The following is a 15033-nucleotide window of genomic DNA, read 5'->3' as shown; positions in this document are numbered from 1 at the left end:
TGGGCCACGTCCGTAAACTCAATTGACTCACCCTGTCAATTTTCTCGGGTCACCTCCACTGTTACCTTGTCAACACGCCAGACGGTTACGCCTTTGGGTGCAGCTTTGGCCGGGTCAAACACTGCGAGGTTCACGCCTTCACTCACCGAGCTTGAATACAGCACACCGTCCCACCCGGAACGCTTTATGAATTCGCAAAGGTATTGACTGGGAACATACTCAACCGCCGCTGCTTGCGGCCTAACCGGGCGGGTTAGTTCGTTTCCGAGCCGTTCTAGAAAATCAATGTCTCCGCGCAACGCGCCAATCGTGTCTTCATCACCGAGAGAGAACGGCGAAATCAGTTTTTTCGGCTCTCTAAGGTCAACCAAAGCCAAGTTTTTCGCGGCAATCTCGAATTCCGCCACTGTCGCTGTTTCGCCAGTGTGAGGTCGAATTTCCGCGATTGAAGTCTCAGGTGTCGAGCCAACGTAAAGATACGGAATGCCCGGCGGATTCGCACGGCCATGCGAAGCGACACCAATTGGCGGAGCCCCCATGTTCTCAATGGAATAGGGGGCGCTGCCCGCGTTTATTCGCGCGCGATACCATTTATCCGAGAAGTCTGGGGCACGAAGAAACTTGAGTAGTTCCGCGAGGCGTTCAAATTCGATTTCAACCTCGGGAAAATATCGGTTTCGGCTTCGAAGCTCTTCTGACAGTTGTTTCCATCGCTCCAATCGGTTGCTCTTGAACCTGTCAGAGGGTCGATATCTTTTTCGCAAAGCTTCGGCATCATTCAGTATCTCGGCGAGCAAATCCTTGGCTCGGAAATTATCCATGCGCGAATGCTGAAACATTGCCCAATCTTCGCGAAACCAGTGGACTAACTCCTGCCCATCCTCGGCCTCTGCATAGATATTGGTCACAGTAGAGAACAGGTCGAACAATTTGGCGGGCTCGACAAGGTCCATGCCGTCTGAACCGCAGTAGTCACATTTGCCTTGCTTTGAAGAATGCGAGGGGAGAATGTCGCGAAGCCCTATGTCGCCAAAGCAGTTGCCACAGCAGAGCATGACTATTCCACAAAATAATCAGCAAGGGTCTCAATGTGATGCTGCATGGATAGCTTCTTTACATATCCCAATCCGGGATAGTGACGATCCACATGCAGTTGCCGGAATTCCTGAACCGCGTTTGATTCCAATATTGAGGAGTCACCACGGTCAAGCACTTCAATCATTGCGGTCAGCGCTTCCGCAAACTTGCCAGCAGGGTCAGTTGGCGTATCTTGGCGCACAGATAGGAAATGCCGAACGAACATTGCATCGTCCTGCGCGGGGTCGACGAACGTAAGATGGATAGCGATTGCATATGCAGGCCCGCCAGTTTCAGAGAAATCGTCACCCACTGTCAAAAAGTCACCGAAACCGCTCATTCCCTCTTCGGCAAAGGTCACATGTAGGTCAGAAAAAAATTCAGTTGGTGGGTGATCTCGATTGCGTCTGCGTTCAAAACCATCCCTCAGCAAGACCCTTTCTTCACTCTGAAAATGCCGCCTATACAATCGACCACAACTATCTTCTAGAAACACATGTCGCAGATCGTGCGTCCTCGCGCCCAACGCATCAGCCAAAGCCGCGCCGTTAGCAAATCCAGCGTGAACTAGAGTCACGGGATCGTTCTCGAACTCACCGCAGAGCCGAACCGCCTCTTCCACGGTGCACTGTTCCTTAAGAAGAACAGCGGGAGAAAGATCAACCTCTTCAATGGGGCCATCGCGCAAGAACTCAATTATTCGTTCGCCGTCATCCGCATGATCACCATGGTGAGGATTAACGATTACAACTGCACTACCGCCGGCTTCTCCAACTGCCGTTAACGCGCGGCCCAAACCATTGAGGGCTTCTTTGACAGGCTCGATGATTGGAATGAAACCGGACTCCGCAAATAGACCGGCGTTCTCCCGGATTGTAATCAGTTCATATTGCTTTCCACGAAAGTAGGGGTGATACATTGCTACTACGCCCAGTGCTCTGCTTCCAATAACGGGGTATCAACCGCTGCAATAAATCTAGGTTGATCGCTTCGCCTTATTGGAGTGGAAAGCGCCGCCGCTTGCAAGGAAGAAGGTAGATTGGCCAAGAAATCTCTCAGCCCATACTGGCTACGGGATTTTCTAAGAACCGCGACGGCTTCGTGATGCAGTGCAATCGGTTCTTGCTCTACAAACAACTCACGAACGACTCTGAACCTTTCAGTATTGGGAACGCGAGGCACATCTACCCCGAGACTATCAAGAATTCGACATGCTTCTTCTATCCGCAAGACGTCGAACAACGTTGCCGGTTTTATAATCTCGGGGCGAACCGTGGCTGCTTGTACCTCTGAAATCTGCCCACGTCGATTTAGGACAAGAATTCCTACATCATTCGGAGCAATGTCACTTACTCTATCCACATGTGCCTCGGAGGTGATCACATTCACAGATGCAAATGCCCGCCGATATGCCTCAAGTTGGCTAGGAAGCCGGGTCAGGCTGTCGCGCTCGGACTTGATTTCATAGACCGTAGAAGTGCCATTGAGCACGACGACATCTGCCTTGTTTCCCTCCACTCGAACCTCGGTCAGCATGGATGCAGTGCGAAGACTGTGGCGACCAAGGAGCACTTTTTCTGCAATAGCGGACTTGTAAACATATTCGTCGCGACTGCCGGGGTTGTCGATTGCTTTGAATGCTGAGTTGAACACGTCTGAAACCGATATGGCTTCCGAAAATTGCTCTCTGCCAATCTCCCGAACCAAGCGAGCGAAAAGCGGAGATTTGCCTTTCTTGGCCAACTGGTGAAACACCGCCGACGAGAAAAGACGTGTGGTCGCCGCAAGTGTTGATCTGTCCAAGACCATGGAAATCCGTCTCTCCGCCTGTTGTTTTCGGTCCATTGTGCCAGATGTATGACAGACTGAACACCCGTGATGTCCACCCAGATGAAGCAAGTGGCGGGTATGCCGCAGATTCAGACCCGCGCAAGGGTGGTGGAGCTACTGGTGAGGTCTGGCGGGGCTCCCGGCTTTCACGCCGCAAACGAACTCCGTACATATAATTGCGAATGCGACAGAGGGTGATCCTTTGCACAAACCTTGCACGTACTTTGCACAAAATTCTCTTTTACCGATCTTTGATCTTCATAACATATTGTAATTGTGAGATAAAAAATTCTGCGATGGAGATGGTCGAAAATCGAGTCTTCTCGACCGCACCATCGAAGTCACTTCCTGAAAGGAAGTGACGCGCCTGCCCCAAAATCACATCGCAAGCGGCAGTCGTGTCGCAGAAACGACGAGAGCGGCCGCGGCGTGCTTTGCGGCGTGACCTCACGCAAACGTGACCAAAGGACCGCGGGGCCGGGGATGGCCGGGCGGAGCGGTCTGTCGCGTTTGCAGAAAAGCCTTTGACGCACGGGAACCCGCCGACGTGGTCGGCGTTGGGCCTCGAACCGTTTGAAGCGCGCCGACCTCTCCTGCATGATGGTGATCCAGGCGCCCGCGGGGCGCGAGGATGGAAGGCAGAGAGCCGGGGGGGCGGAAATACCAAGGTGAGAAATGCAAGACGAATCGCGATAGGCGCGCTGGCGGCGCTCGCCGCTCTGGCGATGACCCCCAAGGGGGCGTCCGCGCTCGAGGTGACGCTTTCGGTGCCGCGCGAGGACGACGAACTGACCGACCGACTGGTCGACGCCTCGCTTCTCATGGAGTTGCAGGAGCGCGAAGAGGTGAACACGCAGGACGTGGTGGCCTCGGCCCGCGCGGATTACCAGCGGTTGCTCACCGTGCTTTACAAACAGGCTTATTACGCCCCGGTGGTCAGGATTCGGCTCGACGGTCGCGAGGCCGCGGACCTGTCGCCGGTCGCGCCCATCGGCGACGTGCGCCGCGCGGTCATCCGGGTCGAACCGGGGCCGGCCTTCCGCTTTGGCAGGGCCGCGATCGCGCCGGTGGCCGGCGGTACGGAGTTGCCCGAGGAATTCGCGCCCGGCCATGTCGCGGGGGTGGACGTGCTGAAGGACGCGGCCAGCGCCGGCGTGGACGGCTGGCGCGCCATCGGGCACGCCAAGGCGGACGTCGCCGGGCAGGAGATCACCGCGCGGCACAAGGCGCATCGCCTCGACGCGGCCATCCGGCTTGCGCCGGGGCCGCGGCTGCGCTTCGGGCAGCTTCGCGTGGAGGGCAACGAGGACGTGCGCGCCAGCCGCATCCGCGCCATTGCCGGCCTGCCGAGCGGCGAGACCTATTCGCCCAAGGAACTGGACCGCGCGACCGAGCGGCTGCGCCGCACCGGCGCCTTCAACGTCGCAACGCTGCGCGAGGCCGAGGAGATCGGGCCGAACGACACGCTCGACATCACCGCACAGATCAGCGAGGCGCCCAAGCGCAGGTTCAGCTTCGGGGCGGAGGTTTCCTCGACCGAGGGGATCGGGCTGTCGACCATGTGGATGCATCGCAACCTCTTCGGCGGGGCCGAGCGGCTGCGTCTCGAGGGCGAGGTCACCGGCATCGACGGCGACGCAGGCGGCATGAACTACCGCGCCAAGGCCCGGTTCGAGCGTCCGGCGACGTTCCAGCCGGACATGGATCTCTATCTCGAGACCGAAATCGAGGACAAGGACGAGGACATCTACAACGCGCGCAGCTACACGCTGGGCGCCGGGATCAAGCACTGGGCTTCCGAGCACCGCACGTTCGAATACGGCGTCGGCTACCGCTACGCGGAAACGACGAACGCCTTCGGGTCGAACACCTACTCGATGCTGACGACGCCGCTCAAGGCGATCTACGATTACCGCGACAACAAGCTGGACGCGAAGTCCGGCTATTACGCGGAGGCGAGCCTGCTGCCCTTCGTGAGCCTGCGCGGAACCGAGAACGGGGTGCGCACCAATCTGGATTTGCGCGCCTACAAGAGCGTGGGCGCCGAGGACGGCATCACCTTCGCGGCGCGCGCGCAACTGGGATCGGTGATCGGGCCGAGCCTGGCGGAAACGCCTGCCGATTTCCTGTTCTACTCGGGCGGCGGCGGCACGGTGCGCGGGCAACCATACCAGTCGCTCGCGGTCGATCTTGGCGGCGGGAACTTCGTCGGCGGTCGATCGTTCCTCGGGCTCTCGGGCGAAATTCGGGTGGATGCGACCGAGAAGATCAGCGTCGTGGGGTTCTATGACGCCGGCTATATCGGGGCCGAGGATTTTCCCGACGGCAGTTCGGGCGACTGGCACAGCGGCGCCGGCCTTGGCCTGCGTTACAAGACCGGCATCGGGCCGGTGCGGCTCGATGTCGGCGTGCCGGTCACCGGACCGGGGAGCAACTCGGGCTTTGAGGTTTATATCGGCATAGGGCAGGCATTCTGATGGGCAACTTGCGCAAGATCGTGATGGCGCTTCTGATCGCCTGCCTGCCCGTCCTCGCGGCGGCGCAGACCTCCGAGGACGACAAGGGCTTCCTGACCCGGCTGCTCGAGAACAGCCTTGGCGGGGAAGGGCGCGACGTGGACATCACCGGCTTCCGCGGCGCCTTCAGCAGCGAGGCCACCGTCGAGAAGATCACCATCGCCGACGAAAAGGGCGTCTGGCTGACGATGACGGGCTTGGTGCTTGACTGGGACCGCTCCGCCCTGCTGAGCGGGCGCATCCAGGTCGAGACCCTGAGCGCCAAGACCATCACGGTGGCCCGCGCGCCCGAGCCGGTCGATGACGGGCTGCCCGCGCCCGAGGCCACGCCCTTCAAGCTGCCCGACCTTCCGGTTTCGGTCGTGATCGACACGCTCGAGGCCGAGAGGATCACGCTCGGCGCGCCGCTGCTGGGGGAGGAGGTGCACCTGTCGCTGACCGCCTCGGCGAGCCTCGCGGGCGGGGATGCAGAGGTCGACCTGACCTCCGAACGCCTCGATGGCGGCGAGGGTGTGTTCAAGTTCGCCGGGTCGTTCGAGGAAGCGAGCGAGATGCTGGCGCTCGACCTGCGGCTCGATGAAGGGGAAAACGGCATCGCGGCCCGTCTTCTAGACCTGCCGGGCAAGCCGAGCGTGACGCTGAGCCTGAAGGGCGACGGGCCGCTCGACGATTTTGCCGCGCGGCTGAACCTCTCGACCAACGGGCAGGAGCGGCTTGCGGGCAAGATCGGCCTTGCCGCCGCCGGGGACGACGGGGCGGGGACCGCGCGACGTTTCACCGCGACGCTGGGCGGGGACGTGACCGCGCTCTTCGCGCCACAGTTTCGCGACTTCTTCGGCGAGGATGTGGCGCTTGACGTGGCGGGGGTGCGCGCGGCCGATGGCGCGCTTGATCTGTCAGAACTGTCGCTCGAGGCGCAGCAGCTTACGCTTGACGGCGAGGTGGCGCTCAATGCCGCGCTCTGGCCGACGCGGATCGACCTCGCGCTCGACCTGTCGGGCGAGGACGCGGTGTTGCTGCCGCTGCCGGGACCGCCCACGAGGTTGCAGAGCGCCGCGCTCGACATCACCTACGCTGCGGATCAATCGAACGATTGGACCGCGAAGGGCCGCGTGACCGGGTTTGATCGCGCAGGCGTCCAGGTCGACGACCTGACGCTCGACGCGGGCGGCATCCTCGAGGGGGACGCGGACACGGTGGGCCGGGTGACGGCGGATGTACGCTTTGCCGCCGGGGGAATCGCGCTTGCCGATCCGGCGCTGGCCGACGCGGTGGGCCGGGAGGCCGAGGGCGCGTTCAAGCTGTCCTACACCAAGGGCGAACCGCTTCTGCTGAGCGATCTCGACCTGCGCAACGTGTCGGCCCATCTGACCGGCAAGGCGCGCGTCAACGATCTGCAAAGCGGGTTCAAGACCATCTTCGACACGCAGTTGACCACCAGCGACCTGTCGCGTTTCTCCGCCCTCGCAGGGCGGCCGCTGGGCGGATCGGCGCAGCTCACGCTTGCCGGCGACGCGATGCTGGGTGGGCAGTTCGACATCACGCTGACCGGGACGGCGGAGGACCTCGCGCTTGACCAGCCGCAGGCCGACGCGCTGCTGAGCGGGCGCACGGAGTTGACCGTGAAGGCGCGACGGGACACGGCGGGGACGTTCATCGACAAGGCGGTGATCGAGAATCCGCAACTTTCGATGACCGCCGACGCCCGCCTTGCGACCGACGATTCCGAAGTCTCCTTCGCGCTGCGCATCGCCGAGTTCGGGGAGATCGACCCGCGCCTGCCGGGGCCGCTGACCGCGGAGGGCCAGGCGGTGCAGGACGCTCGCGGCTGGAATGTCGACATTTCCGCCGAGGGGCCGCTTGATGCGCGCGCCGAGATCACCGGGCTCGCCACCGGGCCGAACGCGCTGTTGCGTTTCGATGCGCGACTCCCGGATATCGCGCCGCTCGCGCCGGGTTTCTCCGGCGCGGTCGCGCTCAACGGCACGTTGGAGCAGACGCCGCAGGGCTGGAAGCTCGACACGTTCGCAAGCGGACCCTACGGCGTGAAGGCCGATGTCAGCGGCACGCTGAGCGACAGCCCCACCTTCCGCTTCGACGCGCGCCTGCCCGATGTCAGCCCCTTCGCGCCCGGCTTCTCGGGCGCCGCACGGGCGACGGGCACGGCGGCGCAGACCGGCAATGGCTGGAAGATCGACACCGAGCTGAGCGGCCCCTACGCGCTGAGCGCGACGGTCGAGGCGACGCTGGCCGAAATGGTGCGCGTCACCTTCCAGGCGCGGCTGCCGAACGTGCGCCCGCTGGTCCCGGCCTATTCCGGGGCGCTGACGGCCGATGGCGCGCTCGAGCAGACCGAAGACGGCTGGCGCGTCACAGCCGACCTGGGAGGCCCCTACGGGACCACGGCGCAGGTGTCCGGCAGCTTCGGCAGCAGCGCGCCGGCCTTCGATTATTCCGCGCGGATCCCCGATATCGGCCCCTTCGCCGGGCAGATCAGCGGCCCCGCGACCGTCAAGGGCACGGCCCGGCAGGAGGGCGACGCCTGGCGCATCGATACGGCGCTGACCGGCCCGGGCGGCACGCAGGCGAACGTGGCCGGCACGGTTACGGGCGCAAACCAGGTGAACCTTACCGCCAGCGGCAGCGTTCCGCTTGGCTTGACGGAGCCGTTCCTGCGCCCCCGCAGCCTCCAGGGGCTGGCGCGTTTCGACCTGCGGCTGAATGGCGCGCCGGGGCTTGGCGCGCTGTCGGGAACGGTGACCACGTCCGGCGCGCGATTCGCCGCCCCGAAACTGCAGGTGGCGCTGACCGGGATCGACGCGCGCGCCGACATCGCCAACGGGCGCGCGGACGTCTCGCTGAGCGCGGCGGCCTCGAGCGGCGGGCGCGTGTCGCTCAAGGGGCCGATCACGCTGACCGGGGCGATGCCCGCGGACCTCGCGATTTCGCTTGCCGAACTCGTGGTCACGGACGGGGAAATCTACTTTACCCGCGTGAGCGGCGGGATCACGGTGCGCGGTCCGCTGACGGGCGGCGCGCGGATCGCCGGGCGCCTGAGCCTGGGCAAGACGAGCATCACCGTGCCGTCCTCGGGGATCACGAGCTTTGGCGAACTGCCGCCCATCAAGCACGAAAGCGCCCGCCCCGAGGTGCGCGAGACTCTGCGCCGCGCCGGGGTCAACGCGAGCGGAGCCCAGCCGGACCAGGGCGGCGGGCCGGCCTATCCGCTTGACCTGACGATCTCGGCGCCCTCGCGGATCTTTGTGCGGGGCCGCGGGCTTGACGCCGAACTGGGCGGTGAGTTGCGCCTTACCGGCACCACGGCGGATGTGATCTCGGCCGGGCGGTTCGACCTCATCCGCGGGCGGCTCGATATTCTCGAGAAACGCTTTGTCCTCAGCGAGGGGCGCGTGCTGCTGCAGGGGGATTTCAACCCCTATATCCGCTTCGTGGCCGAGACCGACACCGGCGAGGGCACCGCCAGCGTTATCATCGAGGGGCCGGCCTCGCAGCCCGAGGTCACGTTCAGTTCGGTCCCGCAGGCGCCCCAGGACGAGGTGCTGTCGCAGATCTTCTTCCGGCGCAACATCTCGGAGTTGTCCGCGCTCCAGGCGGCGCAGCTCGCTAGCGCGGTGGCGACGCTCGCGGGCAAGGGCGGCGAGGGCATCGTCGGGCGGCTGCGCCGCCAGCTCGGGGTGGACGACCTCGACATCACCACCGACGAGGAGGGCAACACCGGCGTGCGCGCGGGCAAGTATATCTCGGACAACATCTATACCGACGTGACCGCCTCGAGCGGCGGCGGCGGTGAGGTGTCGCTCAATATCGACCTGAGCCCTTCGGTCACGGTCAAGGGATCGATGGACAGCGACAACGAAAGCAAGCTCGGCATCTTCTTTCAGAAGGATTACTGAGCGCGCGTTGATCGCGCCGCCCGTCGCGGGTAGAGCATGAACAGGCGCGCGCCGCGCGCCGCCCCGAGATGCAGGACACGCCATGACCGACGCCCCCGTCACCGCCTTCGGGCCGGATTTCACCTTTGCCTTCGACGACTGGCTGGCGCACCCCGACGGCCTCGGCTCGATCCCGGCCGAGGCCCACGGCGCGGAGGTGGCGATCATCGGCGCGGGAATGGCCGGGGTGACGACGGCCTACGAGTTGATGAAGCTGGGGCTGAAGCCGGTCATCTACGAATCGGGCCAGATGGGCGGGCGGCTGCGCTCCGAGCCCTTCGAGGGCGCCGAGGATATCATCGCTGAACTGGGCGGGATGCGGTTCCCGATATCCTCGACCGGTTTTTACACCTATGTCGACAAGCTCGGCATCGAATCGCGCCCCTTCCCCAACCCGCTGAGCGACGCGGCGGGATCGACGGTGATCGACCTCGAGGGGCGCCCCGTCTACGCCGAAGCGCTTGACGATCTGCCCCCGCTCTTCCGCGAGGTGGCCGCAGCCTACGACGCCGCGCTCGAGGATGGCGCGCGGTTTTCGGACCTTCAGGCGGCGATCCGCGCGCGCGATGCGGACCGCGTGAAGGAGATCTGGAACCCCATCGTGCGCGACTGGGACGAGCGCAGCTTCTACGATTTTGTCGCCCAGTCGGACGCGTTCAAGCGGCTGAGCTTCCGGCACCGCGAGGTGTTCGGCCAGGTCGGTTTCGGCACCGGCGGATGGGACAGCGATTTCCCGAACTCGATGCTGGAAATCCTGCGGGTGAACGTGTTGGGGCTCGACGACGATCAGCGCTTCATGGTTGGCGGGGTCGAGGCCGTGCCGCGCGGCCTCTGGTCCCACGCGCCCGAGCGGATGACGCATTGGCCCAAGGGCACGACGCTGGAGCGCCTGCACAGCGGCGCGCCGCTGCCCGGCGTCACCCGCATCCGGCGCGACGGCGAGGACGGAGATTTCGCCGTGACCGACCGCTGGGGGCGCACGAAACGTTTCGGCGCCGTGGTCGCGACCTGCCAGAGCTGGCTTCTGACCACGGCCATCGACGTGGACGAACGCCTGCTGAGCCAGGACATGTGGATGGCGCTCGATCGCACCCGCTACATGCAGTCGTCCAAGACCTTCGTGATGGTCGACCGCCCGTTCTGGCGCGACCGCGACCCGGAAACGGGCCGCGAGGTGATGAGCGTGACGCTGACCGACCGGATGACGCGCGGCACCTACCTTTTCGACAACGGCCCGGACCGGCCGGGGGTGATCTGTCTCACCTATAGCTGGATGTCGGACGCGCTCAAGATGGCGCCGCTGCCGGTGGAACAGCGTGTCGATCTCGCGCTCTCCGCGCTGGCCAAGATTTACCCCAAGGTCGATATCGGCGCGCATATCATCGGCAACCCGATCACCGTAAGCTGGGAAAATGATCCCAACTTCCTCGGCGCGTTCAAGGGCGCGCTGCCGGGGCATTACCGGTATAACCACCGGATGTACGGGCATTTCATGCAAGGCGCGCTGCCGCCCGCCGAGCGTGGGCTGTTCCTGGCCGGCGACGGCATCAGCTGGACGCCCGCCTGGGTGGAGGGCGCGGTGCAGACCGCGCTCAACGCCGTCTGGGGCGTGATGACCCATTTCGGCGGGGCGAGCCACGCGTCGAATCACGGACCCGGCGACGTCTATGCCCAGATGGGGCCGATCGACCTCGGCGGCTGAGAGATTGGCGAAATTCTCTCAGCCCGGACCGGGCGTCGTCCACGCGACGTCGCGGATCCCCGCCAGCCGCCCGAACCGCGCAAGCTCCGCATCGAGCCGGTCGCGCCGCGCCGCGCCCCATTTCACGCCCGCTTCCGGCCAGAACCCCGTGACGCGCAGCCATCCCTCGCCGCGGTTCGCCTTGAGCTCGACGCGCCCGACGAAACGGTCGCCCTCGAGCAGCGGATAGACGTAATACCCCCAGCGCCGCTTTGCCGCCGGGACGAACATCTCGTTTACATACTCGAACCCGAAGAGGCGGCGCAGCCGGGCGCGGTCGCGGATCGCCGGATCGAACGGGTTGAGGATGCGCAGCCGCGACGTGGGCGCGGGCAGCGACGTTAGCCGCGCCTCGATATCCGGCGGGGCATGGGCGGCGGTCCAGGCGCCGTCCGCGCCCTCGACCTCGACCGGCGCCAGCGCGCGCCGCCCCAGCCAGCCCCGCGCCTCGTCCGTGTCCATCGCCGCCCAGAACCGCTGAACCTCGCCCACGGTGGCGATGCCCAACCGGTCGAGCGCGGCGTCACAGAGCGCCTCCACCGCATCACGGTCGTCCAGCGCGTCATGGGGCGGGAACACCCGTTCGCCCAGGTCGTAGAACTTCACGAAATTCTCGCGATGGCTGGTGGCGAGATCACCCGCATACCACATCTGGTCGAGCGCCTTCTTGTGCGGCGGGCGCGCCCACATCTCGCGGCTTTTCGCGCGGGTCTCGAAGGCGTGGGTGGAGAGCGGCCCCTCCCTCGCGATGCGCTCGCGCAGGCGCGCGATCTCTGCGCTCGCCAGGCCCGACTGATACCATGGCCCCCGCGCGGCGCGCGCGCCAAGGCGGGCGAACTGGCGTTGCCAGAGGGGCAGCATCTCCACCGGCAGGAGCGAGGCGTCATGGGTGAAATGCTCGAAGAGCCTTCGTTCCCGGCCCAGCAGTGGCCACAGCATGCCCTCGCGGTAATTCTGGTTGCGTGTCCAGAGGATGTGATTATGCGCCCGGGTGACGTTGCGGATGGTGTCGATCTGCACGAAGCCGAGCCGACGGATGATAGCCATCACATCGAGCGGCCCGACCGGCGTCTCCGACAGCCCGTTGGTCCAGAGCCAGAGATGCCGAGCCTTCCGGTTGTTCAGTCTGATCGGCTGCATGTCGCCCCCTTCGCGGGTTTACTGCGCGAGCATGCGGGCGAATGCAACGGCGCGCGTCACGGCAGGCTCAGCAACAGCAGCGCGTCGTGCAAGGCGCGCCCCTCGAGCGACATGACCGTGTCGATGAACAGCCGCCCCGCCGCACAGGCGCGCCGGTTGCCGGCCTGGTCGAGCCGCGCGAAGGTGCGGATCATCACCGCGCGGTTTTCGGCCCCGTCAAGCCGCGCCAGCAAGGCGTTGAAGATCATGGTCTCGGTCCGCTCGATCCTCGCCGGGTCCATCCGCACGGGGGCGCGCGTCGCGCCGAGCCGCGCGGCGCGGCGCTGGATGCGGTAATACTGACGCAGCGCAGGCGTGTTGAGCCGCGCCGCGACCCGCGCCGTCGCGTCCGACAATTGCGCGGGCGACAGCCGTTCCTTGATCGCGAGGCCGCATTCGCGGATGGGCATCGCGCCAAGGACCGTCTGCTCCACAAGGTAATAATACCGCAGGTCGCGCAGCGGCAGATGACCCACGCCGCGATCGATCACCCCCCAGAGCGCGCCGCCCGCGCGGGTGTTTCCGGGGAGTGTTCCGTCCGCGCTGAAGGCGATGATCTGATCGGCGATATAGCCCGCGACCTCCGGGTCGGTCATCAGCCCGCGCATCTGTCGGGTGGCGAGTTCCAGATTCTCGCCCTTGAAGCCAAGCCGCACGAGATCCTCGCGGATGCCGTCATCGGTGAAGATCCGCCCCAGCATGCGGACGATGTCTGCCTTGCCGATGGCGGGCATTGCGCCCTGCTGCGCCGTTGCGACGGGCGCGAAGAAGAGCGAAACACATAGAAAAAGGATGAAAAAGCGCACTATCGGGCCGCCTTGGGGTGAGGTGAACGGGGGGCGCGATCATCAGACCCGCTTTGCGCGGAGAAGACAACCCGGGCGCGGTGCGGATGGCGCGATAATGCGCTGGACGTGACGCGCCGCTCCTGAAGCGCCCCGAGGAGCGGCTGCAAGAGGAGGTGGAAACGGCCGTCGTTTCTTGCTAGGCATCGCTGCAACGCAGCACGAGGAGCCTCACCGATGAGCGCCACAGCCCGCAAGACCGCCCCGTTGCCCGACGACATCCGCGCGATGAAGGGCGGCGCGCCGATCGTCAGCCTGACCGCCTACACCACGCCGATGGCGCAGATGATGGACGAGCACTGCGATTTCGTCCTGGTCGGCGACAGCGTCGGCATGGTCCTGCACGGGCTGCCCTCGACGCTGGGCGTGACGATGGAGATGATGATCCTGCACGGACAGGCCGTCGCGCGGGGGCTGCAAAAGGCGATGCTGGTGATCGACATGCCCTTCGGCAGCTACGAGGAAAGCCCGGCGCAGGCGTTCCGCAACGCCGCGCGCCTGATGCGCGAGACGGGCGCGGCGGCGGTCAAGATCGAGGGCGGCGCGCATATGGCCGAGACGATCGCGTTTCTCAGCGCGCGGGGCGTGCCGGTGATGGCGCATGTCGGCCTCACGCCGCAGTCGATCAACACACTGGGCGGTTACAAGGTGCAGGGCCGCGCCGAACAGGGCGACGCGCTGCTCGCCGGCGCCCAGGCGGTGGCGGATGCCGGGGCTTTCGCCGTGGTGCTGGAAAAGGTGCCTGCGACGCTGGCGGACCGGATCACCGAAACGGTCGATATTCCAACCATCGGGATCGGCGCCTCGGCGGGCTGCGACGGGCAGGTCCTCGTCGTCGACGACATGCTCGGCCTCTTCACCGCGTTCAAGCCGAAATTCGTCAAGCGCTACGGCACGCTCGGGCAGGACGCCGAGGCGGCCATCGCCGCCTACGCCGCCGAAGTGCGCGACCGCCGCTTTCCCGCCAGCGAACATACCTTTGGCGATGCCGCCCCGGCCAAGGGCGCGACAGCGTGAGCGCGCCGATCCTGCGCAGCGTCGCGGCGCTGCGCGAGGCGACGGACCCGTGGATCCGCGCGGGCGAGCGGATCGGCGTGGTGCCCACGATGGGCGCGCTGCACGACGGGCACCTGTCGCTGGTCGCCGCCGCCGAAAAGGTCTGCGACCGGGTGATCGTGACGATCTTCGTCAACCCGAGGCAGTTCGGCAATGCCGAGGATCTCGACAGCTATCCGCGCACCGAAGCCGAGGACGCGCGCAAGCTGTCGCGCTTTGCGGTCGATGGGCTGTTCGTTCCCGACGTGTGCGAGATGTATCCCGAAGGCTTCGCCACCACCGTGTCGGTCGCCGGGCTGACCGAGGTGATGGACGGCGTCCACCGCCCCGGTCATTTCGAAGGCGTGGCGACGGTGGTGGCCAAGCTCTTCAACCAGACCTCGGCCACCGACGCGTTCTTCGGCGAAAAGGATTTCCAGCAATTGCAGGTCGTGCGCCGGATGGCCCGCGATCTGAACCTGCCGGTAACCGTGCATGGATGCCCCACCATCCGCGAGATCGACGGCCTCGCCATGTCCTCGCGCAACCTGCTCTTGTCCGACCGCGCCCGCACCCGCGCGCCCGTTCTGTTCGAGGCGATGGAGACCATCGCCGAGGGCGTTGCCGCGGGCGGTGATTTCGACGCGCTGCACGCCGAGGCGCTCAAGCGGCTCGACGCCGCCGGGTTCACCAAGGTCGATTACCTCGAGATGCGCGCCGCCGACGACCTGACGCTGCTGAGCGCGCCGATCCGGCCCGCGCGTCTCTTCGCGGCTGCGTGGCTCGCCGGCGTGCGCCTGATCGACAACATCGCGGTCGGGGGCTGAGGCCCGCTTCTTCTTCTTGCTCGAAAATGC

The 15033-nt window shown here is 65.1% G+C and carries 10 protein-coding genes; 5 read left to right on the top strand and 5 right to left on the bottom strand.

Annotated elements, in window-relative coordinates; all coding sequences use genetic code 11:
• Nucleotides 1–35 precede the first annotated feature (35 nt).
• From D6850_RS12880 to D6850_RS12870, 3 genes are all read right to left on the bottom strand, one after another.
• Complete coding sequence (locus D6850_RS12880) at nucleotides 36–953, bottom strand: RES family NAD+ phosphorylase (RefSeq protein ID WP_206019261.1); 918 nt, start codon at nucleotides 951–953, stop codon at nucleotides 36–38.
• A gap of 104 nt (nucleotides 954–1057) precedes the next feature.
• A complete protein-coding gene (locus D6850_RS12875) occupies nucleotides 1058–1996 on the bottom strand; it encodes a sce7725 family protein (RefSeq protein ID WP_121167530.1) in 939 nt (312 codons plus the stop codon).
• A 5-nt stretch (nucleotides 1997–2001) separates the two neighbouring features.
• Nucleotides 2002–2880 carry a sce7726 family protein gene (locus tag D6850_RS12870; protein ID WP_245964178.1) on the bottom strand — a complete coding sequence of 293 codons (879 nt, stop codon included), beginning with the start codon at nucleotides 2878–2880 and terminating at the stop codon, nucleotides 2002–2004.
• A gap of 695 nt (nucleotides 2881–3575) precedes the next feature.
• Between D6850_RS12870 and D6850_RS12865 the strand changes: the two genes are divergently transcribed.
• From D6850_RS12865 to D6850_RS12855, 3 genes are all read left to right on the top strand, one after another.
• Complete coding sequence (locus D6850_RS12865) at nucleotides 3576–5384, top strand: autotransporter assembly complex protein TamA (RefSeq protein WP_245964177.1); 1809 nt, start codon at nucleotides 3576–3578, stop codon at nucleotides 5382–5384.
• On the top strand, nucleotides 5384–9337 hold the full coding sequence (locus D6850_RS12860) for a translocation/assembly module TamB domain-containing protein (RefSeq protein WP_121167524.1): 3954 nt from the start codon (nucleotides 5384–5386) through the stop codon (nucleotides 9335–9337). The genes D6850_RS12865 and D6850_RS12860 overlap by 1 nt, the downstream gene beginning before the upstream one ends.
• A gap of 82 nt (nucleotides 9338–9419) precedes the next feature.
• On the top strand, nucleotides 9420–11078 hold the full coding sequence (locus tag D6850_RS12855) for a flavin monoamine oxidase family protein (RefSeq protein ID WP_121167522.1): 1659 nt from the start codon (nucleotides 9420–9422) through the stop codon (nucleotides 11076–11078).
• A gap of 18 nt (nucleotides 11079–11096) precedes the next feature.
• On the opposite strand, the gene D6850_RS12850 is transcribed toward D6850_RS12855, so the two are convergent.
• A complete protein-coding gene (locus tag D6850_RS12850; protein WP_121167520.1) occupies nucleotides 11097–12257 on the bottom strand; it encodes a winged helix-turn-helix domain-containing protein in 1161 nt (386 codons plus the stop codon).
• A 56-nt stretch (nucleotides 12258–12313) separates the two neighbouring features.
• On the bottom strand, nucleotides 12314–13030 hold the full coding sequence (locus D6850_RS12845) for a hypothetical protein (RefSeq protein WP_147438904.1): 717 nt from the start codon (nucleotides 13028–13030) through the stop codon (nucleotides 12314–12316).
• Nucleotides 13031–13318: 288 nt separating this feature from the next.
• Here D6850_RS12845 and panB point away from each other — a divergent pair, with 288 nt between their 5' ends.
• A complete protein-coding gene (gene panB / locus D6850_RS12840) occupies nucleotides 13319–14158 on the top strand; it encodes a 3-methyl-2-oxobutanoate hydroxymethyltransferase (protein ID WP_121167516.1) in 840 nt (279 codons plus the stop codon).
• Nucleotides 14155–15003, top strand: coding sequence for a pantoate--beta-alanine ligase (panC, locus tag D6850_RS12835; RefSeq protein ID WP_121167514.1), 849 nt, complete (start codon nucleotides 14155–14157; stop codon nucleotides 15001–15003). Before panB ends, panC begins: the two co-directional genes overlap by 4 nt.
• Nucleotides 15004–15033 lie beyond the last annotated feature (30 nt).

The sequence above is a fragment of the Roseovarius spongiae genome (assembly GCF_003651245.1).
Lineage (GTDB): Bacteria > Pseudomonadota > Alphaproteobacteria > Rhodobacterales > Rhodobacteraceae > Roseovarius > Roseovarius spongiae.
The sequence above is the reverse complement of the archived record's forward strand: the minus strand, read 5'-3'. Positions and strand labels throughout refer to the sequence as shown.